Origin of the sequence: Streptomyces sp. NPDC055962, assembly GCF_042270185.1 — a bacterium.
Classification (GTDB): Bacteria; Actinomycetota; Actinomycetes; order Streptomycetales; family Streptomycetaceae; genus Streptomyces.
Genome location: NZ_JBHJYN010000006.1, coordinates 96,870 through 123,215 on the forward strand (window position 1 = coordinate 96,870; position 26,346 = coordinate 123,215).

General features: G+C 72.6%; 22 protein-coding genes and 1 pseudogene. 15 read left to right on the forward strand and 8 right to left on the reverse strand.

The window, feature by feature from the left end; genetic code table 11:
- The first annotated feature begins 167 nt into the window (after positions 1 to 167).
- Positions 168 to 743, forward strand: a complete 576-nt coding sequence (locus ACFC51_RS19020) for a DUF6328 family protein (RefSeq protein ID WP_376370607.1) — start codon at positions 168 to 170, stop codon at positions 741 to 743.
- A gap of 24 nt (positions 744 to 767) precedes the next feature.
- Here ACFC51_RS19020 and ACFC51_RS19025 read toward each other — a convergent pair whose 3' ends face one another.
- The 3 genes from ACFC51_RS19025 to ACFC51_RS19035 all read right to left on the reverse strand — a co-directional run bounded on the left by ACFC51_RS19025 (position 768) and on the right by ACFC51_RS19035 (position 3,032).
- A complete protein-coding gene (locus ACFC51_RS19025; RefSeq protein WP_376370502.1) occupies positions 768 to 1,595 on the reverse strand; it encodes a VOC family protein in 828 nt (275 codons plus the stop codon).
- Between the two features lie 104 nt (positions 1,596 to 1,699).
- On the reverse strand, positions 1,700 to 2,614 hold the full coding sequence (locus ACFC51_RS19030; protein WP_376529756.1) for a cation diffusion facilitator family transporter: 915 nt from the start codon (positions 2,612 to 2,614) through the stop codon (positions 1,700 to 1,702).
- 79 nt (positions 2,615 to 2,693) lie between these two features.
- Positions 2,694 to 3,032: a DUF6479 family protein gene (locus ACFC51_RS19035; protein WP_376370499.1), complete on the reverse strand. Its 339-nt coding sequence runs from the start codon at positions 3,030 to 3,032 to the stop codon at positions 2,694 to 2,696.
- Between the two features lie 549 nt (positions 3,033 to 3,581).
- Between ACFC51_RS19035 and ACFC51_RS19040 the strand changes: the two genes are divergently transcribed.
- From ACFC51_RS19040 to ACFC51_RS19070, 7 genes are all read left to right on the forward strand, one after another.
- On the forward strand, positions 3,582 to 3,977 hold the full coding sequence (locus ACFC51_RS19040; protein ID WP_376370497.1) for a hypothetical protein: 396 nt from the start codon (positions 3,582 to 3,584) through the stop codon (positions 3,975 to 3,977).
- A gap of 34 nt (positions 3,978 to 4,011) precedes the next feature.
- Positions 4,012 to 4,584 carry a 2Fe-2S iron-sulfur cluster-binding protein gene (locus ACFC51_RS19045; protein ID WP_376370495.1) on the forward strand — a complete coding sequence of 191 codons (573 nt, stop codon included), beginning with the start codon at positions 4,012 to 4,014 and terminating at the stop codon, positions 4,582 to 4,584.
- A complete protein-coding gene (locus ACFC51_RS19050; protein WP_376370493.1) occupies positions 4,581 to 5,576 on the forward strand; it encodes an FAD binding domain-containing protein in 996 nt (331 codons plus the stop codon). Before ACFC51_RS19045 ends, ACFC51_RS19050 begins: the two co-directional genes overlap by 4 nt.
- Before the next feature lie 27 nt (positions 5,577 to 5,603).
- Positions 5,604 to 7,700, forward strand: a complete 2,097-nt coding sequence (locus ACFC51_RS19055; protein ID WP_376529758.1) for a xanthine dehydrogenase family protein molybdopterin-binding subunit — start codon at positions 5,604 to 5,606, stop codon at positions 7,698 to 7,700.
- Between the two features lie 154 nt (positions 7,701 to 7,854).
- Entirely contained in the window at positions 7,855 to 8,352 is a 498-nt protein-coding gene (locus tag ACFC51_RS19060) for an ATP-binding protein (RefSeq protein WP_376370491.1), read from the forward strand.
- A gap of 148 nt (positions 8,353 to 8,500) precedes the next feature.
- A complete protein-coding gene (locus tag ACFC51_RS19065) occupies positions 8,501 to 9,907 on the forward strand; it encodes an NADP-dependent succinic semialdehyde dehydrogenase (RefSeq protein ID WP_376529760.1) in 1,407 nt (468 codons plus the stop codon).
- A gap of 21 nt (positions 9,908 to 9,928) precedes the next feature.
- On the forward strand, positions 9,929 to 12,316 hold the full coding sequence (locus tag ACFC51_RS19070; RefSeq protein WP_376529762.1) for a phosphoketolase: 2,388 nt from the start codon (positions 9,929 to 9,931) through the stop codon (positions 12,314 to 12,316).
- A gap of 70 nt (positions 12,317 to 12,386) precedes the next feature.
- On the opposite strand, the gene ACFC51_RS19075 is transcribed toward ACFC51_RS19070, so the two are convergent.
- The gene (locus ACFC51_RS19075) at positions 12,387 to 12,794 is read right to left on the reverse strand and encodes a hypothetical protein (protein ID WP_376529764.1); all 408 of its coding nucleotides are present in this window, start codon (positions 12,792 to 12,794) and stop codon (positions 12,387 to 12,389) included.
- 111 nt (positions 12,795 to 12,905) lie between these two features.
- The gene (locus ACFC51_RS19080) at positions 12,906 to 14,021 is read right to left on the reverse strand and encodes a chemotaxis protein (protein ID WP_376380304.1); all 1,116 of its coding nucleotides are present in this window, start codon (positions 14,019 to 14,021) and stop codon (positions 12,906 to 12,908) included.
- Positions 14,022 to 14,158: 137 nt separating this feature from the next.
- Here ACFC51_RS19080 and ACFC51_RS19085 point away from each other — a divergent pair, with 137 nt between their 5' ends.
- Entirely contained in the window at positions 14,159 to 14,653 is a 495-nt protein-coding gene (locus ACFC51_RS19085) for a DUF1269 domain-containing protein (protein ID WP_376380302.1), read from the forward strand.
- A gap of 52 nt (positions 14,654 to 14,705) precedes the next feature.
- Positions 14,706 to 16,057: pseudogene (gene glsA, locus ACFC51_RS19090) on the forward strand (glutaminase A).
- Between the two features lie 3 nt (positions 16,058 to 16,060).
- Here glsA and ACFC51_RS19095 read toward each other — a convergent pair.
- Positions 16,061 to 16,882 (reverse strand): endonuclease I family protein, encoded by an 822-nt coding sequence (locus tag ACFC51_RS19095; protein ID WP_376380296.1) that lies wholly within the window; start codon positions 16,880 to 16,882, stop codon positions 16,061 to 16,063.
- Positions 16,883 to 17,094: 212 nt separating this feature from the next.
- Here ACFC51_RS19095 and ACFC51_RS19100 point away from each other — a divergent pair, with 212 nt between their 5' ends.
- The 5 genes from ACFC51_RS19100 (at position 17,095) to ACFC51_RS19120 (ending at position 23,709) form a co-directional block, all read left to right on the forward strand.
- On the forward strand, positions 17,095 to 17,301 hold the full coding sequence (locus ACFC51_RS19100; RefSeq protein ID WP_376380293.1) for a hypothetical protein: 207 nt from the start codon (positions 17,095 to 17,097) through the stop codon (positions 17,299 to 17,301).
- A 69-nt stretch (positions 17,302 to 17,370) separates the two neighbouring features.
- Positions 17,371 to 18,528: a methyltransferase gene (locus ACFC51_RS19105; RefSeq protein ID WP_376380290.1), complete on the forward strand. Its 1,158-nt coding sequence runs from the start codon at positions 17,371 to 17,373 to the stop codon at positions 18,526 to 18,528.
- 181 nt (positions 18,529 to 18,709) lie between these two features.
- The gene (locus ACFC51_RS19110) at positions 18,710 to 19,600 is read left to right on the forward strand and encodes an oxygenase MpaB family protein (protein ID WP_376380288.1); all 891 of its coding nucleotides are present in this window, start codon (positions 18,710 to 18,712) and stop codon (positions 19,598 to 19,600) included.
- Positions 19,601 to 19,634: 34 nt separating this feature from the next.
- Positions 19,635 to 21,884, forward strand: a complete 2,250-nt coding sequence (locus tag ACFC51_RS19115; protein WP_376529765.1) for a tetratricopeptide repeat protein — start codon at positions 19,635 to 19,637, stop codon at positions 21,882 to 21,884.
- Between the two features lie 250 nt (positions 21,885 to 22,134).
- The gene (locus tag ACFC51_RS19120) at positions 22,135 to 23,709 is read left to right on the forward strand and encodes a phytoene desaturase family protein (protein WP_376529767.1); all 1,575 of its coding nucleotides are present in this window, start codon (positions 22,135 to 22,137) and stop codon (positions 23,707 to 23,709) included.
- Between the two features lie 68 nt (positions 23,710 to 23,777).
- Here the strand turns inward: ACFC51_RS19120 and ACFC51_RS19125 are convergent, their stop codons facing one another.
- Together ACFC51_RS19125 and ACFC51_RS19130 are read right to left on the reverse strand one after the other, a co-directional pair.
- On the reverse strand, positions 23,778 to 24,014 hold the full coding sequence (locus ACFC51_RS19125; RefSeq protein ID WP_376529769.1) for an acetylxylan esterase: 237 nt from the start codon (positions 24,012 to 24,014) through the stop codon (positions 23,778 to 23,780).
- An 848-nt stretch (positions 24,015 to 24,862) separates the two neighbouring features.
- On the reverse strand, positions 24,863 to 26,257 hold the full coding sequence (locus ACFC51_RS19130; protein WP_376529771.1) for an endo-1,4-beta-xylanase: 1,395 nt from the start codon (positions 26,255 to 26,257) through the stop codon (positions 24,863 to 24,865).
- Positions 26,258 to 26,346 lie beyond the last annotated feature (89 nt).

A 26,346-nucleotide genomic window follows, 5' to 3' on the forward strand; every position in this document is an offset into this window, starting at 1 on the left:
CCCGCCCCTCCGGGCCGCTGCTGTGGTGGATTCCCCGACGACTGCCACCATGGAGAGCACCGGCGGGCGCGCCGCCCCGCGGCTACCCGCGGACGCGCGGACGCCACAGGATTCACGACGGCATCGCGGGGCACCAGTACCACCTCTACGAGGTGGGGGAGGCAGCGATGGGTCAGATACCCACGGGCGACGGTGGGAACGGCAGAGACGGTGCGGGGACCAACCCGCTCAGCGGGCGGCAGGAGACCGAGGAGGAGCGTGCGGACCGGCAGTGGGGCGAACTGCTGCAGGAACTCCGCGTCGCGCAGACCGGGGTCCAGATCCTGTTCGGCTTCCTGCTCGCGGTGGTCTTCCAGCCCCGCTTCGCCGACCTCTCCACCGTCGACCGGAACATCTACGTCGTGACCGTCATGCTCGGCTCGGCCACCGCGGCCGCGCTGATCGGGCCCGTGTCGTACCACCGGCTGCTCACAGGCCGCAGGATGAAGCCCCGGACGGTCTCCTGGGCCTCCCGCCTGACCAAGCTGGGGCTCGGCCTTCTCTTCTGCACCATGTGCAGCACGCTGCTGCTCATCCTGCGGGTGGCGCTGCACAACGTGGTGGCGCTGTGGCTGGTCGGCGTCATGGCCCTGTGGTTCCTGGTCTGCTGGTTCGTTTTCCCGCTGTGGGCCATCGCCCGGGACGACGGCCGCCGGCCCGGGGAGGACGACGGGGCGGCGGACGACCGCTCCCCGCGCTCCTGACCGCCGGTCCCCGTCGCCCGGCCGTCAGTCCTCGTCGGCGTCCTCCGGGCTGCGTACGTCCGTCACGGTGAAGAGTCCGCCGTCCGGGTCCCGGAGCGTCGCCTCGCTCCCGTGCTGCACGTCGCGCCGCTCCATGAGGGTCCCTCCGTTCCCTTCCGCGGCGAGGACCGTCGCGCCCACGTCGGCCACCGGGAACTGGACCTGCCAGTGCGGCCGCACCTGCGGGTCCGGCGCGGCTTCCACGGCGCCGGAACTGATCCGGGCCAGAGGACGCCCGTTGCAGCGCACGAGGACCTCCTCCTTGACGTAGGCCACCTCGCACCCGCCGGGCTCCCCGCTCTCCCAGCCGAGGACCTCGCCGTAGAAGATCGCGGCGTCGAAGGCGTCCCTCGTGCGCAGCCGGAGCCAGGCGTGCGCCCGGTTCCCGGACGGGGCGAGGGTGGCCGCGCGGCCCGTCCACTCCCAGACGCCGAAGGACGCGCCGTCCCGGTCGGCAGCCAGGACGGCGCGCCCCTGCCCGACGGTCAGCGGGCCCACGCCCACGGTCCCGCTGCGCTCGCGGATGCGGTCGGAGACGACGTCCGCGTCCAGGACCGAGAAGTACGGCATCCAGGCGACGGCCACCTGGTAGGCGGACGCCACCGCGCCGATACCCGCGACGGGCACGCCCTCGGAGCGGGCCATCACGAACTCCCGGCCCAAGGGGCCGGGGCGGAAGGTCCAGCCGAGAACGGCGCCGTAGAAGCGCTGCGCGTCATCCAGGTCGCGGGTCACCAGGTGGACCCAGCACGGGGCGCTCGCACCGCTCAGCACCGCCGGTTCCGGCGCGGTCCGCGGATCGCCAGTAGTCATGGTCCCACTGCCTTCGTCGTTCTGCGGCATGACTTCTTCGGTGCCGCGGGGCCAGGACCAGCCTCATGCGCGTCGGCGACTCCCGCAACACGCGGAAGCCGCGATCACACCCCGCCCCTCGGCGGCGCGTTCGTGATGTCGAGGAACACGTGCTCTGCCTCCGGCCAGCTCCGGGCGATCGACCGCTTGATCCGTACGGACACCCGCTCGACCTCTTCGCTGTCGATGCCGGGCGCGAGGTCGACCCGGGCCGCCACCAGCACGGAGTCGAGGCCCAGACCCATGGTGAACAGGGCAGCGACGTTGTCGATCTCGTCCTGGGAGGTGAGGAACTCCTCCACCCCCTGGCGCAGATCCGGGTCCGCGGACTCCCCGATCAGCCGGTCGCGGGCGTCCTTGCCGAGCCGGAAGGCGACGTAGACCAGCAGCAGACCGATCCCCAGGGAGGCCGAGCCCTCCCACACGACGTCTCCCGTGACCAGGTGCAGCACCATCCCCGCCATGGCCAGCAGCACACCCAGCACGGCCGTGCTGTCCTCGGCGATCACCGTGCGCAACGCCGGGTCACGGGCCGCGCCCTTCTCCCGGCGGAGCTGGAGAAGCGCCCGGACGAGCGAGCCGCCCTCGGCGAGGAAGGCCACACCGAGGACGATCAGGCCGACCGTGTACCCCTCGGGTGACTCCTGCTCGTCGCTGCCCAGCGCCTCGAAGCCCTGGAAGAACGAGAAGCAGCCGCCGACCACGAAGATGCCGACGGCGGCGAGCAGCGACCAGAAGTAGCGCTCCTTGCCGTACCCGAAGGGATGGCGGGCGTCGGGAGGACGGTGACTGCGCCGCAGGGCGGCCAGCAGGAAGACCTCGTTCACGCTGTCCGCCACCGAGTGGGCGGCCTCGGACAGGAGGGCGGGGGACCCCGAGAGGAGCCCGCCCACGGTCTTCGCCGCCGCGATCACGAGATTGGCCGCGAGAGCGACCAGGACGGTGACACGGGTCCTGCGGTCGGACTCCGGCTGGTTCATATGCCCCCCGGTTTCATGATCCTCCGATCGACGGTGGGACGGGAACGGCCCGGGCACGGCGGGCGGTGCGCTCCGGGCGTCAGTCACGCCGGTCGTCGTCCTCCTGCGGCGGGATCACCTCGTTACCGCGGTCGCTGAGTTCGTACGGGGTCATCGCCCGGCCGTCCTCGGGGAAGCGGTCCGGGTGGTGCCTGCCGCTCTCCTGGATCTCCGTCCGGTGGTCCGGACGCGGCGGCTGCTCCTCGGGGCGCGGGGGCGGTGACTCCTTGTCCCGGCGCCGCATCCCGAACCAGAAGCCACCGATCAGCAGGATCACCACGGCAAGACCGGCGATGCCGACGATCACACCCACCGCGCCCGGTCCGTCGTCGGCCAGGATGACGGCGAGCGAGTCCCTTGCTCCGTTTGTTACGTCCATGCTTGGCGCATACCCCGCGGAATCGATCACAGACAGCCGCTGACACGAATTCATGTTTTATGAGGACGTCACGGTAAAAGCGTTTCACATGGTTCATTTCTCTCCGGACAGTGCGATGTGAACCGGCGCCGGCCCCATGTTTCCCCGGCGTGGGCCGGGTACGCGAGCGTTCGCGGACCTGCCCGTTTCCCGGCCGCCGCTCGTGTCGCCGACACGGGGCCGTGGGGTGAGCCTTGAGAGAGTCCCCGGACTGCTGGAGGGAACGCGATGGGATCAGGAACTCCGCCCGGAGCACCGGAAGGAGCCCGGCGGCGGTCTCCGGGCAGAGGGAGAGACCCCGGTGGCGCGGGAGACACGGGCCGTGGCGGCGCGCCCCCGCGTGCCGTCGGTGACGTCCCGGGAGGACCGCTGATGCGCACCTCCCGAGGGATCTCCGTCCGCCCAGTCTCCGGGGTCCTCGCTCCTGAGGAAGGCCCCCCGTCACACGATCGGCCCCAGCGGGAGGGCACCGGGCAGCGCTCGGGCGTCCCCAGTGAAAGGAATACCAGGGTGAACAGCACGCAGGAGCAGACGCAGGAGCACCAGGAGAGCGGCGACGTCGTGGTGGCGGTGACCGGCTGCCCGAAGGAGGACGCGCGCACGGTGTTCGACGTACTGCGCCGTTCGTTCCTCTCCGACCGTCCGGCGAGCGACACGCCCGAGGACGCCTCGGACACCCGCCCCACCGTGTGGACGGCGACCGTCGACGTCTCCGAGGCGAAGACCGCTCCCGGGCCCGCTCAGCTCTCCGCGCCGGTGATGGTCGAGGCGCAGGGCGGCTACTGGGCGGTCGACCGCCTCCGCAAGCACCTGGCGGACGCGTTCACCGTCCGGCTCGTCGGAACGGCGGCGGGCGACCAGGAACAGGAGATCCGCCTGCGGCTGGAGAGCCACCGTCCCTCCTGACGACCGCACCACCCCTCCCGGAAGGTACGCGCACATGAATGCCACCCCGGGGACCGTCGACGAGGGGGCGGCGCCCGCGCCGCTCCCTGACGACCGTTCCACCTTCACGCTCCACGTCAACGGCACCGCACGGACACTGACGCTCGATCACCGCACCACCGTGCTGGACGCGCTGCGCGAGCACCTCGGACTCACCGGCGCCAAGAAGGGCTGCGACCACGGACAGTGCGGGGCGTGCACCGTCCTCGTCGACGGCCGGCGCGCCAACAGCTGCCTCCTGCTCGCCGTCGCGCAGCAGGGCGCCCACGTCACCACCGTCGAAGGACTGGCCGAGGGCGACGGGCTGCACCCCGTGCAGGCCGCCTTCCTGGAGCGGGACGCGCTCCAGTGCGGCTACTGCACCCCCGGGCAGATCTGCTCCGCCGTCGGCATGCTCGGTGAGGCCGAGGACGGCTTCCCCTCCCACGTCACACCGCCGGGGGCTCTCACCGCCGACGGGCCGGCCCCGCTCGGCGCGGAGGAGATCAGGGAGCGGATGAGCGGCAACCTCTGCCGGTGCGGCGCCTACCCGCACATCGTCGAGGCGATCGAGGACGTGGCCCCGTGAAACCCTTCGCCTATCTGCGCCCCGGCTCCGTGGCCGAAGCCGTCCGCGCGGGTGCCGGACACCCCGGCGCCCGGTTCCTGGGAGGCGGGACCAACCTCGTCGACCTGATGAAACTCGGGGTGGAGTCGCCGGCCCTGCTCATCGACGTCAGCCGTCTGCCCCTGGACCGGGTGGCGCGGACGGACGACGGCGGCCTGCGGATCGGGGCGACCGTGCGCAACAGCGACCTCGCGGCGCACCCCGACGTGCGGAGCACCTACCCCGCCCTCACGCAGGCCCTGCTGGCCGGTGCCTCGGGGCAGCTCCGCAACACCGCCACCACCGGCGGGAATCTGCTCCAGCGCACCCGGTGCCCGTACTTCCAGGACATCTCCAAGCCCTGCAACAAGCGGTCACCCGGCTCGGGCTGCCCGGCCCGCGAGGGCGCCCACCGCGACCTCGCGGTGCTCGGCCACTCCCCGGACTGCGTGGCCACCAACCCCTCGGACATGGCGGTCGCCCTGGCCGCGCTCGACGCCACCGTGCAGCTGCACGGACCCGAGGGGGAGCGGACCGTGCCCGTGACCGACTTCCACCGGCTGCCCGGCGACAACCCCGACCAGGACACGGTGATCCGCCCCGGCGAGCTGATCACCGAAGTGGTGCTGCCACCGCCTCCCGCAGGCGCCGTCTCGCTGTACCGGAAGGCCCGGGACCGCGCCTCGTACGCCTTCGCCCTGGCCTCCGTCGCAGTCGTGCTCAGCGTGCGCGACGGCCGCGTCGACCGGGTCGCGCTCGCCTTCGGCGGGCTCGCGCACCGGCCTTGGCGCGCCCGGGTGGCCGAGGACGTGCTGCGCGGGGCCCACGCCACCGAGGACGCCTTCGCGCGCGCGGTGGAGGCCGAACTCGCGGCCGCGAGGCCCCTGCGCGACAACGGCTTCAAGGTGGACCTGGCCCGCCGGCTGGCCGTCGGCGCCCTCACCGAACTCAACGACCGGCCCGCATCCGCCTGACCCGCACCAGAACCGAGGACTTCCGTCATGAGCGAGACCCCCTGGGCGCTCGGCGCGCCCGTCGTCCGCCGCGAGGGCCGGGACAAGGTCACCGGCACCGCCCGCTACGCCGCGGAACACACCACGCCCGGCTGTCTGTACGGCTGGATCGTCCCCGCCACCGTCGCGAGCGGGCGCGTCACCGCGATCCGCACCGCCGACGCCCTCGCCGTGCCGGGGGTGCACACCGTCCTGACCCATGACAACGCGCCGCGGCTGGAGGAGCCCGACGACCCGATCCTCGCCCTCCTCCAGGACGACCGGGTGCCGCACCGGGGCTGGCCCGTCGCCCTCGTCCTGGCCGGGACATCGGAGTCCGCGCGGGCCGGGGCGGCGGCCGTGCACGTGGAGTACGCCACCACCGGCCACGACGTCGTCCTCACCGGCGACCACCCCGGCCTCTACACGCCCGAGGAGGCCAACGGCGGCCACCCGGGGCTGCGCGAACGCGGTGACGCGATGCGCGCGTTCGAGGCCGCTCCCGTGGGCATCGACGCCGTCTACACCATGCGGGCGCTGCACAACCACCCCATGGAACCGCACGCCTCCACTGCCCGGTGGGACGACGGGCGCCTGACCGTCCACGACTCCAGCCAGGGTTCGACCGCCGTACGCAACAGCCTCGCCCAGGCCCTCGGCATCGACCGGGACCGCGTCACCGTCGTCTCCGAGCACGTCGGCGGCGGCTTCGGCTCCAAGGGCACTCCGCGTCCCCAGTCCGTCCTCGCCGCCATGGCGGCGCGGCACACCGGGCTCCCGGTCCAGCTCGCCCTGCCCCGGCGGTACATGGCGGCGATCGTCGGGCACCGCGCACCCACACTGCAGCGCGTGCGGCTGGGCGCCGGCCGGGACGGCGTCCTGTCGAGCGTCTCCCACGAGATCGTCACGCACACCTCCCGCATCAAGGAGTTCGTCGAGCAGGCCGCCGTACCCGCCCGCATCATGTACGCCTCGCCCCACAGCCGTACGGAGCACCGGGTCGCGGCCCTCGACGTGCCCAGCCCGTCGTGGATGCGCGCACCGGGGGAGGCCTCGGGCATGTACGCCCTGGAGTCGGCCATGGACGAACTGGCGTGCGCCCTCGGGATCGACCCGGTCGAACTGCGCCTGCGCAACGAACCTCAGGCCGAACCCGACAGCGGGCGCCCGTTCAGCAGCCGCAACCTCGCGGCGTGCCTGACCGAGGGCGCACGGCTCTTCGGCTGGTCCGGCCGGGACCCGCAGCCCGCCACCCGGCAGGAGGGCCCCTGGCTGCTCGGCACCGGGGTCGCGTCGGCCACGTACCCCGTGCTCGTCTCGAAGTCGGCGGCGTCCGCGCACGCCGCGGCGGACGGTTCGTACCGCGTCGGGGTGAACGCCACCGACATCGGCACCGGCGCCCGCACCGTCCTGGCGCAGATCGCCGCCTCGGTCCTGGGAACGGCCCCCGAGAACGTACGGGTCGACATCGGCAGCAGCGACCTGCCCACCGCGTCCGTCGCGGGCGGCTCGTCGGGCACCGCCTCCTGGGGCTCCGCCGTCCACAAGGCGGCCACCGGACTGGTGCGGCGGATCGCCGCGCACACGGGACCGCTCCCGCCGGAGGGCCTCACCGTCACCGCCGACACCGGGGAGGAGACCGCGCAGGAGTCCCCGTACTCCCGGCACGCCTTCGGCGCGCACTTCGCCGAGGTGGCCGTCGACTCCCTCACCGGTGAGGTGCGCGTGCGCAGGCTGCTCGGCGTGTACGCCGCCGGACGCATCCTCAACTCCCGTACGGCGCGCTCCCAGTTCATCGGGGGCATGGTGATGGGCCTCGGCATGGCCCTCACCGAGAGCAGCACCATGGACCCGGCCTTCGGCGACTTCACCGAGAGCGACCTGGCCTCGTACCACGTGCCGTCCTGCGCGGACGTCCCCGACATCCAGGCGCACTGGATCGACGAGGACGACCCGCACCTCAATCCGATGGGCAGCAAGGGCATCGGCGAGATCGGCATCGTGGGGACCGCGGCCGCGATCGGGAACGCCGTACGCCACGCCACCGGCGCCCGGCTGCGCGAACTGCCCCTCACCCCCGACCGGCTGCTGCCCTACCTGCCGTGACACCCCGTGGCCGTGCCCCTCGGTTGCGCAACCGGCCCCCCGGGGTCACCCTGATGAGTGACCCAGAAGTGATTACTGCTCACGCTTCGTGTTCGGGGGTCGTTGGTTCAGACGGGGTGAAGCACGTGAGCCCTCGCAGTGAGGAGCCTCGACGATGACCGTTCCACTCGACCGGCACTATCTGGTCGAACTGCAGGTGTCGGCAGAGCGCATTTCCCAGCTGCGGCGCATAGTCGCCGCACACCTTCGTCACTGGAGTCTCGACCTGCACGTCCGGCCGGTGTGCCGGGCGGCGGAAGAGCTCCTGACGAACGTCCAGCGACACGTCGGCGACGACCAGCACTGTGTCGTCGAACTCCGCTGGAACGGCCGGCACCTGACGGTGTCCGTGGCCGACGACGACTCCCGGATGCCCCGGCTCCTCGACGGCGGTGGCGGCGGCCTGAGCCGCGTCATGGCCCTCAGCGACAGCTGGGGCACCTGCCGCACCGCCGACGGCAAGGTCGTGTGGTTCACGCGCTACGCCGAGGCTCCCTGCACCACGGGACTGCTGCCGCGTACGCCGCTCCCCGGCGGCCTCACGTTCCTCGGAGGCCCGGCCCAGGACGGCGCGAGGACCGGCGGGACCACGCCGGTGGCCGAACTGGTGTGAGCACGGCCCGGTGACGGCCCGGCCGGTGCGGACGGCGTGCTCCCGGCACGCATGATCCGCTCCGGCCGGGTACGTGTGCGTGGGGGCCCGAGTCGCGCGCCGCCCCAGGGCGCGGGACGGTCGGACAACAGAGCAAGGAGGCACTGCCATGCCCATCGCGACGGTCAACCCCGCGAACGGCGAGACACTCAGGACATTCGACGCCCTGGACGAGCAGGAGACCGAGCGCAGGCTCGCCGCCGCGCACCGGGCGTTCCGCGACCACCGCACCACCGGCTTCGCCGAGCGGGCCCGCCTGCTGAACCGTGCGGCCGACCTCCTCGACGAGGACCAGCAGGACATCGCCCGCACCATGACCACCGAGATGGGCAAGCCGGTCAAGGCGGCCCGCGCCGAGGCCGCCAAGTGCGCCAAGGCGATGCGCTGGTACGCCGCCAACGCCGAACGCCTGCTCGCGGACGAGCACCCCGACGACACCGACGTGAAGGACTCCGGCGCCGCGCGGGCCCGGGTCCACTACCGGCCGCTCGGCGTCGTCCTCGCCGTGATGCCGTGGAACTTCCCGCTCTGGCAGGTCATGCGCTTCGCCGCGCCCGCCCTCATGGCGGGCAACACCGGCCTGCTCAAGCACGCGTCGAACGTGCCGCAGACGGCCCTCTACATCGAGGACCTCTTCACGAGGGCCGGATTCCCCGCCGGCTGCTTCCAGACGCTCCTCATCGGCTCGGGCGCCGTGGAGGCGGTCCTGCGCGACCCCCGCGTCGCCGCGGCGACACTCACCGGCAGCGAACCGGCCGGCCGCGCCGTCGCCTCCGTCGCCGGTGACGAGGTGAAGAAGACCGTGCTGGAACTCGGCGGCAGCGACCCCTACCTCGTGCTGCCCTCGGCCGACGTCGAGAAGGCCGCCGCGACCGCCGTGACCGCCCGCGTCCAGAACAACGGCCAGTCCTGCATCGCGGCCAAGCGCTTCATCGTCCACACGGACGTGTACGACGCGTTCGCCGAACGGTTCACCGCGGGGATGCGCGCCCTCGCCGTCGGCGACCCGCTGGAGGAGTCCACCGACGTGGGACCGCTCTCCAGCGAACAGGGCCGAGCCGACCTGGAGGAGCTCGTCGACGACGCCCTCGCCGAGGGCGCCACCGCGCTGTGCGGCGGCGGCCGGCCCGAGGGGCTGGACCGCGGCTGGTTCTACGAGCCCACCGTGCTCACCGGGATCACCCCCGGCATGCGCATCCACCGCGAGGAGACCTTCGGCCCGGTGGCGACGCTCTACCGGGTCGCGGACCTGGACGAGGCCGTGGAACTGGCCAACGACACCCCCTTCGGGCTCAGCTCCAACGTCTGGACGCGTGACCAGGGAGAGATGGACCGCTGCGTACGCGACCTGGAGGCCGGCGGAGTCTTCTTCAACGGCATGACGGCCTCCCACCCCGCGCTGCCGTTCGGCGGGGTGAAGCGCTCCGGCTACGGGCGGGAACTGGCGGGCCACGGCATCCGCGAGTTCTGCAACGCCACCACCGTCTGGTACGGCCCCGACCCGGACGCACGCTGAGCCCCGCCCAGGAGACGCCCCATGACCGACGCCCGCACCCCGCCCGCCCCGTCCACGCTGACCGACACCGAGGTCGCGGCGCTCGACGCGCACTGGCGGGCCGCCAACTACCTGGCGGTCGGCCAGATCTACCTGATGGCCAACCCGCTCCTGGAGGAGCCGCTTGCCCCCGGACACATCAAGCCCCGGCTGCTCGGCCACTGGGGCACCTCACCCGGGCTGAACCTGGTCCACACCCATCTCAACCGGGTGATCAAGGAACGGAACCGGCAGGCGCTCTGCGTCTGGGGGCCCGGCCACGGCGGCCCCGCCGTCCTCGCCAACTCCTGGCTGGAGGGCAGCTACGCGGAGACGTATCCCGATGTCGGCCGCGACCGCGCCGGCATGGGCGCCCTGTTCAAGCAGTTCTCCTTCCCCGGCGGCGTGCCCAGCCACGTCGCCCCGGAGACCCCCGGGTCCATCCACGAGGGCGGCGAGCTGGGCTACGCGCTCACCCATGCCTACGGCGCGGCCTTCGACCACCCGGACCTCCTCGTCGCCTGCGTCGTCGGGGACGGCGAGGCGGAGACCGGGCCGCTCGCCGCGTCCTGGCACTCCAACAAGTTCCTCGATCCCGTGCACGACGGCGCCGTACTCCCGATCCTCCATCTCAACGGATACAAGATCGCGAACCCGACGGTGCTCGCACGGCTGCCCGATGACGAACTCGACGCGCTCCTGCGCGGATACGGCCACGACCCGATCCACGTCGAGGGGGACGAGCCCGCAGCCGTCCACCGCGCCATGGCCGCCGCCCTGGACCTCGCCCTGGACCGCATCGGGGAGTACCAGAGCGCGGCCCGCTCAGGCGGCGCGTCCGCGCGTCCCCGCTGGCCGATGATCGTGCTGCGCACCCCCAAGGGCTGGACCGGTCCCGAGGAGGTCGACGGACTGCCCGTCGAGAACACCTGGCGCGCCCACCAGGTCCCGCTGCCCGGCGTCCGGGACAACCCCGACCACCTGCGCCAGCTCGAGGAGTGGATGCGGTCCTACCGGCCCGGTGAACTCTTCGACGCAGACGGACGGCCCACCGCGCAGGTGCTGGAGTACGTCCCCGAGGGTCCGGCCCGGCTCGGCTCGACGCCGTACGCCAACGGCGGGCTGCTCCTGCGGGACCTGCCGCTCCCTCCCCTGGAGCGCCACGCAGTGCGGGTCGACAGGCCGGGGACGGTCCTGCACGAACCCACCCGGATCCTGGGCGGGCTGCTCCAGGACGTCATGGCGGCCACCGCCGGACGGAGGGACTTCCGGGTCGTGGGCCCCGACGAGACCGAGTCCAACCGCCTGGGCGCGCTCTACGGGGCGACCGGCAAGGCATGGCAGGCGGAGGTCCTCCCGACGGACGAGCACCTGGCCCGCGACGGCCGGGTGATGGAGGTCCTCTCCGAACACCTCTGCCAGGGATGGCTGGAGGGGTACCTCCTCACCGGACGGCACGGCCTGTTCTCCTCGTACGAGGCCTTCGCCCACATCGTCGACTCCATGGTCAACCAGCACATCAAGTGGCTGCGCACCTCGCGCCGGCTGCACTGGCGGGCGCCCGTCGCCTCGCTGAACTACCTGCTCACCTCGCACGTCTGGCGTCAGGACCACAACGGCTTCTCGCACCAGGACCCCGGGTTCGTCGACCACATCCTCAACAAGAGCCCGGAGGTCGTCCGGGTCTATCTGCCGCCGGACACCAACACGCTGCTGTCCACCGCCGACCACGTGCTGCGCAGCCGCGACTACGTCAATGTGATCGTCGCCGGCAAGCAGCCGGGCTTCGACTGGCTCACGCTCGACGAGGCACGCGCGCACTGTGCCCGGGGTGCCGGGGTGTGGGAGTGGGCCGGCACCGAGGACGGCAGCCGTGAGCCCGACGTCGTGCTCGCGTGCGCCGGGGACGTACCCACGCTGGAGACGATGGCGGCGGCCGGGCTGCTGCGGCGTCACCTCCCGGAGCTGGCCGTGCGCGTGGTCAACGTCGTCGACATGACCCGGCTGCTGCCGCACGAGGAGCACCCGCACGGCATGCCGGACGCGGAGTTCGACTCCGTGTTCACGCGGGACAAGCCGGTGATCTTCGCCTACCACGGCTATCCCTGGCTGGTGCACCGGCTCGCCTACCGGCGCGCGGTCCACGACCACCTCCACGTCCGGGGCTACAAGGAGGAGGGGACCACCACCACGCCCTTCGACATGGTGGTCCGCAACGACCTGGACCGCTACCGGCTGGTCATGGACGTGGTCGACCGGGTGCCCGGTCTGGGGGTCCGCGCCGTGGCGGTGCGGCAGGCGATGGCGGATGCCCGCACCCGTCATCACGCCTGGATCAGGGAGCACGGTACGGACCTGCCCGAGGTGGCCGACTGGGCCTGGGAAGGCTGACCGGTTCCCTCCCGGACGCACCGCGGCCGGCCTGCGAGGCAGCAGGCCGGCCGCGGTGCGTCCGGGACGTTCAGCTCACGATCGTGCGCACGACCGGCGACACGGCCCCGCCGCCGACGATCCGGAGGGCGTTCTCGCCCTTCATGCCCAGCTTCACGCGCAGGCTGTACTCACCGCTGCGGAGGGTCTTCATCGTGGCGGGCAGCGACACCCAGCGCGTGCCCTGCTTCTGCTGCAGGGTGACGGGGGTGCCGGAACCGACGTTGCGGGCGGAGCCGTGGATGCGGAACTCCTCCCAGGCCGCGACGGTGTGTGCGGTCGCGTGGGCGGAGAGGGCCGGCCGGGAGGCCAGGTCCTGAGCGCGCTCCCCGGACGGCGGCGCGGGGACACCGGACGACGCCGCTGCCCCGCCCACCGCGCCGGCCAGTACCACCGCCGTGAGCAGGGCTGCCGCCGAAGCGCGCCTGAATCGGTCCATGAATGGCTCTCCTTCGTGCACGACGTGATCGGCGAGATCAACGAGGTGAGATCGACTTCGGAGCGCCAAACCTAGACATCATTCACATAATCCTCACGTAGGGACACGCGGTCAGAAGCGAAGGACCGCCGCGAGCCGGCCGTGGCCCGTGAGGGAGCCGTCGGCGACGAAGGCCACCTCGCAGCCGTTGTCCAGCGCCGCTTCGACGAGCTCGTCGACGATGTCCTCGCGCACCTGGCCGTCCGCGGCCGGGGTGACGTCGGCGCCCACCGGCTCCAGGTGCCCGTCGGTGACCCTGACCGTCTGCTCGAAGTGCTCCTCGACCGCCAGCAGGCCGGCCCGTCCCTCCCGTACGGCCTGCCACACCTCGTCGAGCCCGCCCGCGAACGATCGGCTGCTGTGGGCGTTGTCGAGCCTTTCCCGGATGCGGGCGGCCGCCTGCCGGTGCCGGTCGGCCAGGGCCGGTTCCAGCTCCCTGAGGAGCTCGGGCGCGGTCGTGTCCGCGGTCGTGCCCTTCGCGACCCTCCCGACGGCGGACTTCGCGCTCTCGCCCACCTCGTCGAGCAGGGCGAGGGCGGGCGGGAGCCCGACCACGAACAGCGGGCGCGGGTCCGCCGCCAGGACCGCGCGCAGCTTCTCGTCGACCGTGCGCAGGAAGTTGCGCGCGTCCTCGCTGCTGTAGGTGCTCGGGGTGTCGCCGATCCGCTCCTCGCGCTGCGGGTTGGGCTCCTCGTGCGGGGCGGTGAGCGGGAAGCCGTCGCGCTCCTCGGGGCGCAGTCCGTCGTTCGTGCCCGAGAAGAGGGAGGCGTGCTCCGCGGACAGGGCGAGCACCCAGAACAGCTGGGCCCCGGCCTTGGCCGCCACGAGGTTGCGGGTCAGGTAGCTGTCGCTCAGGACCACTCGTGCGGGGGCGGTGCGGGGGAGTTGCCAGATCTGGTACTCGTCGGTGTCCGCGAGAATCACGAGGGACTCCAGGGCGCGGCGCTGGTCCACCTCGGCCACCGCGCGGTCGAGCTGTGCCTTCACCGCGGCCCGGGCCTCGGCGCTCACGCGGGGATCGGCGTCCAGTCGGCTGCCGGCCTCGGCCACGAGGTTCCGCAGCCGCACGGCGTCCTGGGCGTTGTCCGGTGCCCGGCGGTGGGTCGGCATCGTCAGGGACACGGCCGGATAGGGCCTGGTCGCGCGAAGTCTCTGCAACAGGTCCGGCGTCAGGGCGTCCGTATCCATCGTTCCCTCCCGGAGGGCTCTGGGTCCGCGGTGCTGGAGCCGCCCCTGGTCGCGGGGCGGATCGTTCGACGAGTCAATTCATACCTTTTGATCCTAATATGAGCGAATTATTCCTTTCCTTTCCGGAGGTGCGTGCGATGTCCACGCTCACTGTGTGGAAGTTCCAGACGGCCGAGGGTGCGGAGAACGTGGAGACGGAGCTGAAGTCCCTCCAGAAGGAGGGGCTGGTCAAGATCCTCGACGCCGCCGTCGTGACCTGGCCGGCCGAGCGCTCCAAGCCGAAGACGAAGCAACTGCTCAACCTCGTCGGCGCGGGCGCGCTGAGCGGGACGTTCTGGGGCATGCTCTTCGGTCTCATCTTCCTGATGCCGCTGCTGGGCGCGGCCATCGGCGCCGCGGCCGGGGCGCTCGGCGGGAGGCTCGCCGACGTGGGCATCGACGACGAGTTCATCGCCGAGGTCAAGGAGAAGGTGACGCCCGGGACGTCCGCGTTGTTCCTGCTGACCATGGACGAGGTCCCCGGCCGCATCAGCGAGTCGCTGCCCGGCGGGGGAGCCGAACTGCTGCACAGCAACCTCGACACGGAGCGCGAGGCCAAGCTCCGCGAGATCTTCGGCGACGAGGCGGAGTGACCGGGGAGGGCGCGCTCCCGGCGGGTCCCGCGCCGCACGCGGAGGGCCGCCGGTGAGCGCGTCCGAGGCCGTCACCGACGCGCTGCGCGACCTCCACCGCCGCTTCGCCGGACTGCGCGAGGCCGGCCGGCCGACTACATCCCGGAGCTGGCCCGGTCCGATCCCGACGACTTCGGACTTGCCCTGGTCAGCATGGACGGGCACACCTACAGCGCGGGCACGGCGGACACGCCCTTCACCCTGCAGTCGGTGTCGAAACCCTTCGTCTACGCCCTCGCGCTGGCCGCGCTCGGCCTCGACGAGGTGGGCCGCTGGGTGGGTGCCGAACCGAGCGGTGAGGCGTTCAACGCCATCAGCCTGGAACCCCGCACCGGCCGGCCCGCCAACGCGATGGTCAACGCCGGCGCGATCGTCACCACCGCACTCGTCCCCGACAGCCGTGAGGTACCCGCCTTCCAGCGCATCCTGACCTGCCTCAGCCGGTTCGCCGGGCGGAAGCTCGACGTCGACGAGGACGTGTACGCCTCCGAGGCGGCGACCGGCGACCGCAACCGGGCGCTCGCCTATCTGATCCGCAGCACGGGGACGCTGCCCGTCGATCCGGTCGCCGCGGTGGACACCTACTTCCGGCAGTGCGCCGTCCGGGCCACCGCCGTCGATCTCGCGGTGATGGCGGCCACCCTGGCGCACGGCGGGGTCAATCCGGTCACCGGGGAGCGGGTCGTGTCCCCCGAGGTCGCGGCGCAGGCCCTCGCGGTCATGGCCACCTGCGGGATGTACGACGCCTCCGGCGACTGGCTGCTGAAGGTCGGGCTGCCCGCCAAGAGCGGGGTGTCGGGCGGCCTGATCGCCGCCGGTCCGGCCCGCTTCGGCCTGGCCGCCTACAGTCCGCCGCTGGACACCGCGGGGATCTCCGTGCGCGGTCACGCGGCGTTCGGAGCGCTCTCGGAACGGCTGGGGCTCCACCTCATGAGGAATCCCGCGCTGCCGGGCTCCACCGTCACGCTCGTCACCACCGCCGACGTCCTCCCCTCGTCGCCGCCGGGACGACGGGAGCGCGCGCTGCGGGAACGCGTGGGGGTCGTGGCGGCGCAGGGCTCCCTCGACTTCACCGCCGCCGAGCGTGTGCTGTACGCCCTGGACGAGTCGGGGCCCGAGCGGGCCGTCTCGGTGGTGCTCGACCTGCGCGAGGTGACCGGCGTCGATGCCGTCGCCCTCGAACTTCTGCACGCAGGCCTGTCCCGGCTCGCGCGGGAGGGCCGGCGTGCGGCGGTGGTCGACCCCGGTGGCCGGCTGGGACCGCCGGATCTGGTCCGGGAGCGGACCGGCCAGGACCTGCCGCGCTTCGGCACCCGCGAGGAGGCCGCCACGCACTGCGCGGAGGTCATGGCCGGACCTGGCTGAGTCCTACCAGATGGCCTCGACCCACTCGGGGTGGTCGATGAACGGGTTCCGGTTGTGCTGGAACTGCTCGAATATGACCTCGTTGCGGTTCTGCTCGAAGCTGTCCGGCGGGTCCTCCTGGCTCCACTGCTTCAGCACCGAGAGCCGCCCTATGTTCGGGGCCGATCCGTTGCTCACGCTGTCGTTGGGCTCCAGGTCGGCGAAGGCGTCGTCGCCCTCGTACCGCACCGCCATGTAGAGGATCATCCGGGCGACGTCGCCCTTGACCGCGTCGCGCGGTTCGAAGGAGTCGCCGTCGGTGTAGTTGCCGGGCGCCCCGGACACCGCGCTGCCGCCGTTGTCGAAGTCCTTGTTGCCGCGGATGGAGTTGACCTGGACGTCCGTGGGGCGCAGGTGGTGGATGTCGGTGCCGGGTCCGGTCGAGGTGCCGAAGTCCCCGTGGGACTTGGCCCAGACGTGCTCGCGGTTCCAGTTGCCGGTGTTGCCCCCGTTGCTGCTCTTGGACTGTGAGCGGCCGGTGTAGAGGAGGATCACGTTCGAGGAGTTGGCCGGATCCTCGTCGGTGGCCTTCAGGGCGTCCCACACCTGGCTGTAGGAGAGCTTGGTCTGGTCGCTGATGATCGTGTGCAGCGAGCTCTTGAGCGCGGTGCCGGTCTTGCCCAGGGCGTCCTGGTAGTAGGTGTCGTCGAGCGCGGTGGCCGACGACGGGGAGCCGGCGGCCGTGGGGGTGGCGGCGGGCGCGGTGGCCGCGACGCCGGTGAGAACGGCGATCGAGGCGGCGGTCGCGAGTAGTGGACGCGCGTAGAAACGGCGACGAACGGACATGTGGGGTGTCCTCTCCGGGGCGGCGGGACGGTGTCGTGGTGGCCGGATGCTGTCTGCTCGGTCGGGAGCCTTCCACACGCACGGTGCCGGTCGTGTGAACGTTGCGTATTCATCATGTGCAAGTCAAGTGACAGCTTCTCCGGCCCCGCCGGGACAACGGATGCGCGCGTGCCGCCCGGGCGCGAGAATGACCGCAAGGACGAGGAGGCGGTATGAGCGAAGAGCCCGAATTCGTATCCGCGCCGGAGGTACGGGGGGTGACCCCCGACCGTCTGCTGCACACCGGCGGCAACGATCAGCCCACCGCGGAGGATCTGGTGCTCGCCTCCGGGCGGGACCTGACCCCCGAGAGCCTCGCATGGGCACAGCGCAGGCTGTCCGAGGAAGGCCGGTCGGCCATGGACAAGCGGCTCCCTTAGAGGCCGGCGGCATCCCGTGGCGGGGAGCGTGCGGGGCGCTCCCCGCCACTCGGCTAGCCTGAACGCAATATGAACCGTTTGACGACGTCACAGGGCGAATTCGATCTCGCCCGCTTTCCCGAGAACCCGCGCGACCCGCTCCGTGCGTGGGACGCCGCCGACGAGTACCTGCTGCGCCGGCTGGAGGGGGCGGAGGGGAGCGAGCCGGTCCCGGTCTCCGGCACCGTCGCCGTCGTCGGGGACCGCTGGGGTGCGCTCACCACGGTGCTGGCCGCGCACGGCCCCGTACAGATCACCGATTCGTACCTCGCCCGGCGGGCCACGCTGGCCAACCTCGCGCGCAACGGCCTGGCACCGGATCCGGTGCGCCTGCTCTCCGTGCGTGACACACCGCCGGAACGCATCGACCTGCTGCTCGTACGGGTGCCCAAGAGCCTCGCGCTCCTGGAGGACCAGCTCCACCGGCTCGCGCCCGCCGTGCACGCCGGCACCGTCGTCATCGGCACCGGCATGGTGAAGGAGATCCACACCTCGACCCTCAAGCTGTTCGAGCGGATCATCGGCCCCACCCGCACCTCCCTCGCGGTGAAGAAGGCGCGGCTCATCTTCTGCACCCCGGATCCCGCCCTGCCCAGGACCCCCAGCCCCTGGCCGTACCACTACGACCTGCCTGACGACGTCGGCGCCGTCTCCGGCCGTACCGTCACCAACCACGCCGGGATCTTCTGCGCGGAACGCCTGGACATCGGCACCCGCTTCTTCCTGAAGCACCTCCCGCAGCGGTCGGGGCCCGACCGGGTCGTCGACCTCGGCTGCGGGAACGGCGTCGTGGGCACGTCCGCGGCCCTCGCCAACCCCGATGCCACCGTCACCTTCATCGACGAGTCGTACCAGGCGGTCGCCTCCGCCGAGGCGACCTTCCACGAGAACGCCGGGCCGGACGCCAAGGCCGACTTCCTGGTCGGCGACGCGATGGAGGACGTGCCCCCGGGCAGTGTGGACCTCGTCCTCACCAACCCGCCGTTCCACTCGCACCAGGCGGTCACCGACGCCACGGCGCGGAACATGTTCCACGGGGCGCGTTCCGCGCTGCGCCAGGGCGGAGAGCTGTGGGTCGTCGGCAACCGGCACCTCGGCTACCACACCCAGCTGCGCCGCATCTTCGGGAACTGCGTCACCGTCGCGGGCGACCCGAAGTTCGTCGTCCTGCGGGCCGTCAAGCGCTGACCCGTGTCCGGGTGCCGTGCGGACCGCACCCGGACACGGTCCGCACGGCACCGGCCCTCCCCGGAACGCGCTCGGTTGCGGTATCCATGGAACTGAGTGGAAACGCCCCTCCACGCGTCACGACCGCGCCCCGACGCGTCGACCGACCAGGTCCCGCCGCCGAACGGGAAGGCACGAGCCGATGAACGATCCAGACCCGGGACTGTTCGGTCCGGACTCCGTCACCTGGCAGATGCACGGGGATCCCATGATGTGGGTGGCCGGCGTACGTGCCCTGTACCTCCAGGCCCTCCATCCACGCGCCGTCCGCGGAGTCATGCAGAACTCCGACTTCCGCGACGACGCCTGGGGCCGCCTGATGCGCACCGCCGACTTCGTCGGCACGCTCACCTACGGCACCACACGGTCCGCCGAGAGGTACGGCGCCCGTGTGCGCAAGATCCACCGGCACCTCGCGGCCACCGACCCGGACACCGACGAGGTCTACCGCATCGACGAGCCGGACCTGCTGCTCTGGGTGCACTGCGCCGAGGTCGACTCCTACCTCCAGGTCCAGCTCCGCTCCGGGTTCCCGCTGACCGCGGGCCAGGCCGACCGCTACATCGACGAACAGCGTGAGTCCGCCCGTCTCGTCGGCCTCGACCCGGCGGACGTCCCGGCGACGACCGGGGCCCTCGCCGCCTACTTCGCAGAGGTCCGGCCCGTGCTCGCCGCGGGTCCGGAGGCGTCCGACGTCGACGACTTCCTGCGCGACCCGCCGGTCCCCGCCCTGCTGGTGCCCGCGCGCGCCCTGATCTGGCGGCGCGTGGCCGCACTCGCCTACGACTCCCTGCCCGCCTACGCCCACGAGCTGTACGGCAGAGCCGCCCCGCCCCGGGCCGGGGTCGACCGCCGCCTGCGCCTCACGGGAACCGCCCTGCGCTCCGTTCCCGCCGGCCTCCGCTGGCGGCTGCCGCCCCAGCACATCGTGAAGGCGATGGCACGGCTCGGCCCCGGCAGTCGCCCCGCCCCGTACGAACTCCGCAGACAGGCAGCCATACTGGACGGGCCGGGGAGGGCGCAGCAGCCATAGCGGGCAGTGAGGCAGACGGGGGCGGCAACAGGCGATGGCGGAGACCAGGCTGATTCAGAGCCGGTACCGGCTGCTCGATCTGATCGGGCGCGGCGGCATGGGCGAGGTGTGGCGTGCGCGCGACGAGTCGCTGGGGCGGCAGGTGGCCGTCAAGTGCCTGAAACCGTTGGGTCCGCAGCACGACGAGAACTTCACCCGGGTGGTGCGCGAGCGCTTCCGCCGCGAGGCCCGGGTGGCCGCGGCGCTCCAGCACCGCGGAGTCACCGTCGTCCATGACTTCGGCGAGTCGGACGGTGTCCTCTACCTCGTCATGGAGCTCCTGGAAGGCCGCAACCTCAGCCAGCTCCTGGAGGACAACAAGCAGCACCCGCTGCCGGTGGAGGACGTCGTCGACATCGCGGAGCAGGTGGCCGACGCCCTCGGTTACACCCACCGGCAGGGCATCGTGCACCGCGACCTCAAGCCCGCGAACATCATGCGCCTCGACGACGGGGCGGTGAAGATCTGTGACTTCGGCATCGCCCGGCTCGGCCGTGACATCGGCTTCACCTCCCGCCTCACCGGCACGGGCATCGCGATGGGCACCCCGCACTACATGTCGCCGGAGCAGATCAGCGGCGGGGAGGTCGACCACCGCAGCGACCTCTACTCCCTGGGCTGCGTGCTGTACGAGATCGCCACGGGCGTCCCGCCGTTCGACATGGACGACGCCTGGGGCGTGCTCGTCGGCCACCGCGACACCGTCCCCGAGCCGCCGCGCTCCCACCGTGCCGAGCTCCCCGGGTTCTTCGACGACGTCGTCCTGGACCTGCTCGCCAAGACGCCGGGGGAGCGGCCTGCCGACGCCGGCGACCTGCGCCGGCGCATCACGCTGGGGCGCACCGGTGAACAGCCGGCGGCAGGCAGGACCGTCCTCCCGGCGCCGCCCGTCCCGGTCGCGCAGCCCGGTGGCACGGCGCCCCGGCTGCCCTCCTGGACCCGCAACATGACCACCGGTCACAGGGCGGCACGTGCGGCGTACCCCGGGACGGCGGCCATCGAGCAGGCGGCCGCGCTGACCGGTGCATGGACGACGGGGGCCGGCGGGGCCCTCACCGGCGGCCCCCCGCCCTCGGGGACGGACCGCCCCACCCCGGCCCCCGGACTGCTCGCCACCCTCGCCGGCCGGCACAGCAGCGCGCTCGACCTGGGCCGTCTGGGCCGCTGGGAGGAGGCGGGCGACGCACACCGCGCCGTCGCCGCGGAACGGGAGCGGGCCCTCGGTCCCGACCACCCGGACACCCTCGCCAGCAGGTACGAGGTCGGTTTCAGCCTCAGCCGCACCGGTCACCCGGCGGACGCCCTCCGGGAGTTCGCCCTGGTGGCCGACGGCCGCGAGCGCGTCCTGGGCCCCGACCACCCGCAGACCCTCGCGGCCCGCCAGGAGACGGCGTACGTCCTCGGCCGGCTCGGCCGCCACTTCGAGGCCCACCAGGTCTACGCCGCGGTGCTCGCCTCGCGGGAGCGTTCCATGGGTCCGAACCACCCCGACACCCTGCGCTGCCGTCACAACCTCGCCTTCAACCTCAGCAGACTGGGCCGCCTGGAGGACTCCTGCCGCATGGCCCGCGAGGTGGCGGACGCCCGCGGCCGGCTGCTCGGAGAGACGCACCCGGACACCCTGGTCACGCTCTACGAGGTGGCCTGCACGCTCGGCCGGCTGGACCGCTGGACCGAGGCCCTGCAGACCTACCGTGAGGTGGCTCGGGCACGCGCCACCACACTCGGCGCCGACCATCCCGACACCCTGGCGGCGCGCTACGAGGAGGGGATCAGCCTCGGCAGACTGGGCCGCAGCGCCGAAGCCCTGGAACTCTACGCCGCGCTGGCCGAGGTTCGCGCGCGCGTCAGCGGTCCCACCGACCCCGAGACCCTGCGCGCCCGGCACGGCCTCGGCGTCAACCTGGGCCGCCTGGCGCGCTGGGAGGAGGCGCTCGCCGAGTCGCGGGAGGTCTGCGCGATCCGTGAACGCACCCTGGGGCCCGACCATCCGGACACGCTCGTCAGCCGGCGCGAGGTGGCCGTCGGCCTGGGCTGGCTCGGCCGCTGGGCCGACGCGCTCGTCCACTACCGGGCGGTCGCCGAGAGCAGGGAACGCGTGCTGGGCGCCGACCACGCCGACGCCCTGGCGAGCCGCAACGACGAGGCGCACTGTCTGGAACGGCTCGGCCGCGGCACGGAAGCGGCGGACCTCCACCGGCGCATCGACGACCTGCGGCGGCAGCGGGCGACGCCGCAGCACTGACCCCCAGGTCCCGGTCCAGGGCACCCCGAGCCCGCGCGGTGGCTGCCCGCCGACCGGCCGACGCGCCCCGTCGGAAGGGTGCTCGGGCACCCGTGGACCGGGCGGGCCGGGCGAAGGGCGTGGCCCGGTCGGCTGCCGGCCCCACAGACCGTCAGGCGGCCCTCGGTCTCCGGGGCACGCGTGCCCCCGCCTCGTCGGCCACGGGCCGGCACCCCTGTCCAGCGGCGATCGTCCCGTGTTAGGAAGGGACATGCCCGCAGACGAGACGGCCTCACCCGGCACTCCCGCACGCTCCGCCTACGACACCGTGATCGTCGGCGGTGGCCACAACGGACTGGTCGCCGCCGCCTACCTCGCCCGTGCCGGCCGGTCCGTGCTCGTCCTGGAGCGTCTGGGCAGCACCGGGGGAGCCGCCGTCTCGACCCGTCCCTTCGACGGGATCGACGCCCGGCTCTCCCGCTACTCCTACCTCGTGTCGCTCCTGCCCCGGAAGGTCGTCCGTGAGCTCGGCCTCGACTTCGCCGTGAGGAAACGGACCGTCTCCTCGTACTCTCCGACGGTGCGCGACGGCCGGGCCACCGGGCTGCTCGTCGGCGGGGACGGCACCCGGGACTCCTTCGCCGCGCTGACGGGCGACGACCGGGAGTACGAGGCATGGCAGCGCTTCTACGGCATGACGGCGCGGGTGGCCGGGCGGGTGTTCCCGACGCTCACCGAACCCCTGCCGGCCCGCGGCGAACTCCGGGCACGCGTGGACGACGCGGAAGCCTGGCGCCTGCTGTTCGAGGAGCCCATCGGCGTCGCCGTCGAGGAGAACTTCGCCGACGACCTCGTCCGCGGAGTCGTCCTCACCGATGCGCTGATCGGCACCTTCGCCGACGCCCACGACCCGTCCCTCGTCCAGAACCGCTGCTTCCTCTACCACGTGATCGGTAATTCCACGGGGGACTGGGACGTCCCGGTCGGCGGCATGGGCGCGCTCACCGACGCCCTGGCCGAGGCGGCCCGCTCGGCGGGCGCCGAGATCCGCGTCCTGCACGAGGCGACCCGTATCGAGACCGACGGAACCCGCGCCGAGGTCACCGTCCGCTCACCCGGCGGCGAACACGTCGTCGGCGCGGCCCAGGTCCTGGTCAACGCGTCGCCCCAGGCACTGTCCGAGCTCCTCGGCGAGGAGCCGCCCGCCCCGGCCGAAGGCGCCCAGCTCAAGGTGAACATGCTGCTCACGCGGCTGCCGAAGCTGCGTGACCGTACGGTCGACCCGCACCGGGCCTTCGCCGGCACGTTCCACATCGCCGAGGGGTACGAGCAGCTTGCCACCGCCTACCGTGAGGCGGACGCCGGACGTCTGCCCACCGCCCCGCCCTCCGAGATCTACTGCCACTCCCTGACCGACCCGTCGATCCTCGGTCCGGATCTCGCGGCCCGCGGCTACCAGACCCTCACGCTCTTCGGGCTGCACACCCCCGCGCGGCTCTTCACGGCCGACAACGGCACGACGCGCGCCCGTCTGCTCGAAGCCACCCTGGCCGAACTCGACGCCCATCTCGACGAGCCGATCACCGACTGCCTGGCCCTCGACGCCGAAGGGAGGCTCTGCATCGAGGCGAAGACACCCCTCGACCTGGAGCGGGACCTGAGGCTGCCCGGCGGCCACATCTTCCACCGGGACCTCTCCTTCCCGTACGCCACCGGGGAGACGGGCCGGTGGGGAGTGGAGACCGCCCACGCCAACGTGCTGCTCTGCGGGGCGGGCGCGGTGCGCGGCGGAGGGGTCAGCGGGGTGCCCGGCCACAACGCCGCCATGGCGGTGCTGGGCCGGTGACCACGGCCCCCTGAGACCTCAGGACCTCGGACCTCAGCGCCTCGGCGGCCCCAGTGCCTCCTGCGGTCTCAGTGGCGGAACACTCCGCGCGGCGCGGCCGGGTCGTGCGGCAGGACGTACTCCGCGCCGCCGTCGCGGCCGTTGTACGTGAACACCTCCAGCTCTGCGGGTCCCGCATAGGCGTGGTAGGCCGCGAGCACGGTCGACGACGGGCAGATCCGGTCCATCGGCCCCACGGAGAACCAGGCGGGGGCCGTCGCCCGCGCCGCGAGGTCGACCCCGCCGAAGGAGGAGAGGGTCTCCATGCCGTCCCCGATCCGGTGGCGGTGGGGGACAGCCGGCGGGCGACCTCCGCGTACGCGCCCGAGTCCGTGATCTGCGAGGCGCCCGAGGTGCCGGTACGAGTCCTCGATCCCGCGGGTGAGGAAGCCGGGGGCCGCCCTGCCCCCGGTCGTCCAGGACGAGACGGGCGTGGCCGAGGGCGCTCCTCGTGGTGGGACGCCTCCGTGGAGGGTCCTCTCCCGGAACGCGTCGACGTCGGCGGGCTCCTCGGGCCCCGGCCGGTACGCGCGCAGCCGCCCAGGGGCACGAACAGCATGGGTCCACCTCCACTTCAGGGTGAGGTCGAGGGTCGCGTCGTGCGGACCGGGTGAGGTCGAGGGTCGCGCCGTGCGGACCGGGTGAGGTCGAGGGGCGCGCCGTGCGGACCGGCCGTGCCCGCGGTGATCTACAGGTCCCGGCACGTCGTCATTGCGCGGACTCCGTGGTCCGCGGCGCCGACCGTGAGGCCGGGCCAGGTCGAGCACCACCGAGGGCCGCTGCTGGGGCGGGTCGGAGAGGGCCACCGTGACCGACTTGCAGCCGGGGCGCAGCACGGCCCCGGGCCCGTCGCCGATCAGGTTCTGCGCCGTGCCCGCGACCCGGAAGCCTCCGGCCGAGGGACACGGAACGCTCCGCCCCGCCCGGCCGCACGAAAGGCGGGGGCGGAGCGGAGCGCTTCGAGGGGCGGGGCGGCCGAGCGCGGGCTCGACGCGCCTCCGTCCCGTCCGGCCGGGCCAGGACGGTGAGGGTGCGGGCCTCGCCCGTCCTGTCCCGCCGGGAGCCGGATGCCGGAAGCCGCATCCCGGAGAGCTGGTCGCGGCTTCCGGGTCGCTCAGGAGGCGGTGCAGGTGCCGACGACGGGCGCCGCGGTGCTGCCGTTCGTCGAGACGGTGAATCCGAAGCTGGTCGAGGCGCCGGCCGCGAGTGTCCCGTTCCAGGTGGGCTTGACCGTCATCACGTTGCCCGCGGTCGTCGGTGTGCCGTTCCAGACCGCGGACACGGTCTGGGCCGACGGGATGGTCACCGGAACCGTCCAGGTGGTGATGCCCGCGCTGCCCGCCTTGACGGTCACCTGTCCGTTGTATCCGCCGTTCCACGTCGAGGTCTGCGTGTACGTCGCGGTGCAGGCCCCGGTGCTCCCGCCGCCGTCACCGCCGCCGTCGTCACCACCCCCGCCCGTTCCGCCGAGCGCGGCGAACACCGCGTCGTACGCCGGCTTCTTGTTGTAGTCGCCGTCGAAGAGCAGCGGAGTGCCGCTGCTGCGCCACGAGTACTTGTCCGTCACGCCCCAGACCGTGATGCCCGTGCAGCGCGTGACGGCCAGGCAGGCGTTCACCACCTTGGTGTAGTTCGCGGCCTGCGCCGACCCGGACCCCTCGATGTCCAGCTCGGTGATCTGCACGTCGACACCGAGATCGGCGAAGCGCTGCAGATTGGCCTGGAAGTCGGAGGGGACGGGCGAGTTGCTGTTGAAGTGCGACTGGAAGCCGACGCAGTCGATCGGGACCCCGCGCGCCTTGAAGTCCTTCACCATGGCGTAGACCGCGTTGCTCTTCGCGTTCTGCCCGTCGGTGTTGTAGTCGTTGTAGCAGAGCTTGGCGCCGGCATCGACCGTACGGGCGGTGCGGAACGCCTCCTCGATGAAGCCGTTGCCGAGTTTGTCCTGGAACGGCGAGCTGCGCCGGGCGCCGCTGCCACCGTCCTGGTACGCCTCGTTCACCACGTCCCACGAGTGGATCTTGCCCTTGTAGTGGGTCATCACCTGGGTGATGTGGTTGTTCATGGCCGAGCGGAGGTCGGTCGCGCTCAGGCCGCTCACCCAGCCGGGAAGCTGCGAGTGCCACACGAGCGTGTGGCCCCGGACCTTCATGCCCTTGCTCTGGGCATGGCTGACGATCTGGTCGGCGGCGGAGAAGCTGAACGCGTTGCGGGTGCTCTCGACCGCGTCCCACTTCATCTCGTTCTCCGGCGTGACCGAGTCGAACTGGGCGTCCAGCGTGGACGCGTAGGCCGCTTCGCCGAGGTGGTTGGCCGCCACCGCGGTGCCGAAGTAGCGGCCCTTGGCGGCCGCGGCGTCGCCGAGCGCACCGGTGGCCTCGGCGCTGCCGGCGAGCGCGACGACACCGGCTGCGGCGAGGACACCCGCGGTGACGAGCGACAGGGCGCGTCTGACGCGGGCCGGCGGCTGCGGGCGGGCGGGGACGCCGCCGGGGGGTATCTGGGCCATCACTATTCCAGCCTCTTCTTCCGGTTGCCGGGCGCGTCGAACCGGACGCCCGGGCAGGGGGATCGGACCGTTCGAGGTGCTGTGCAGCT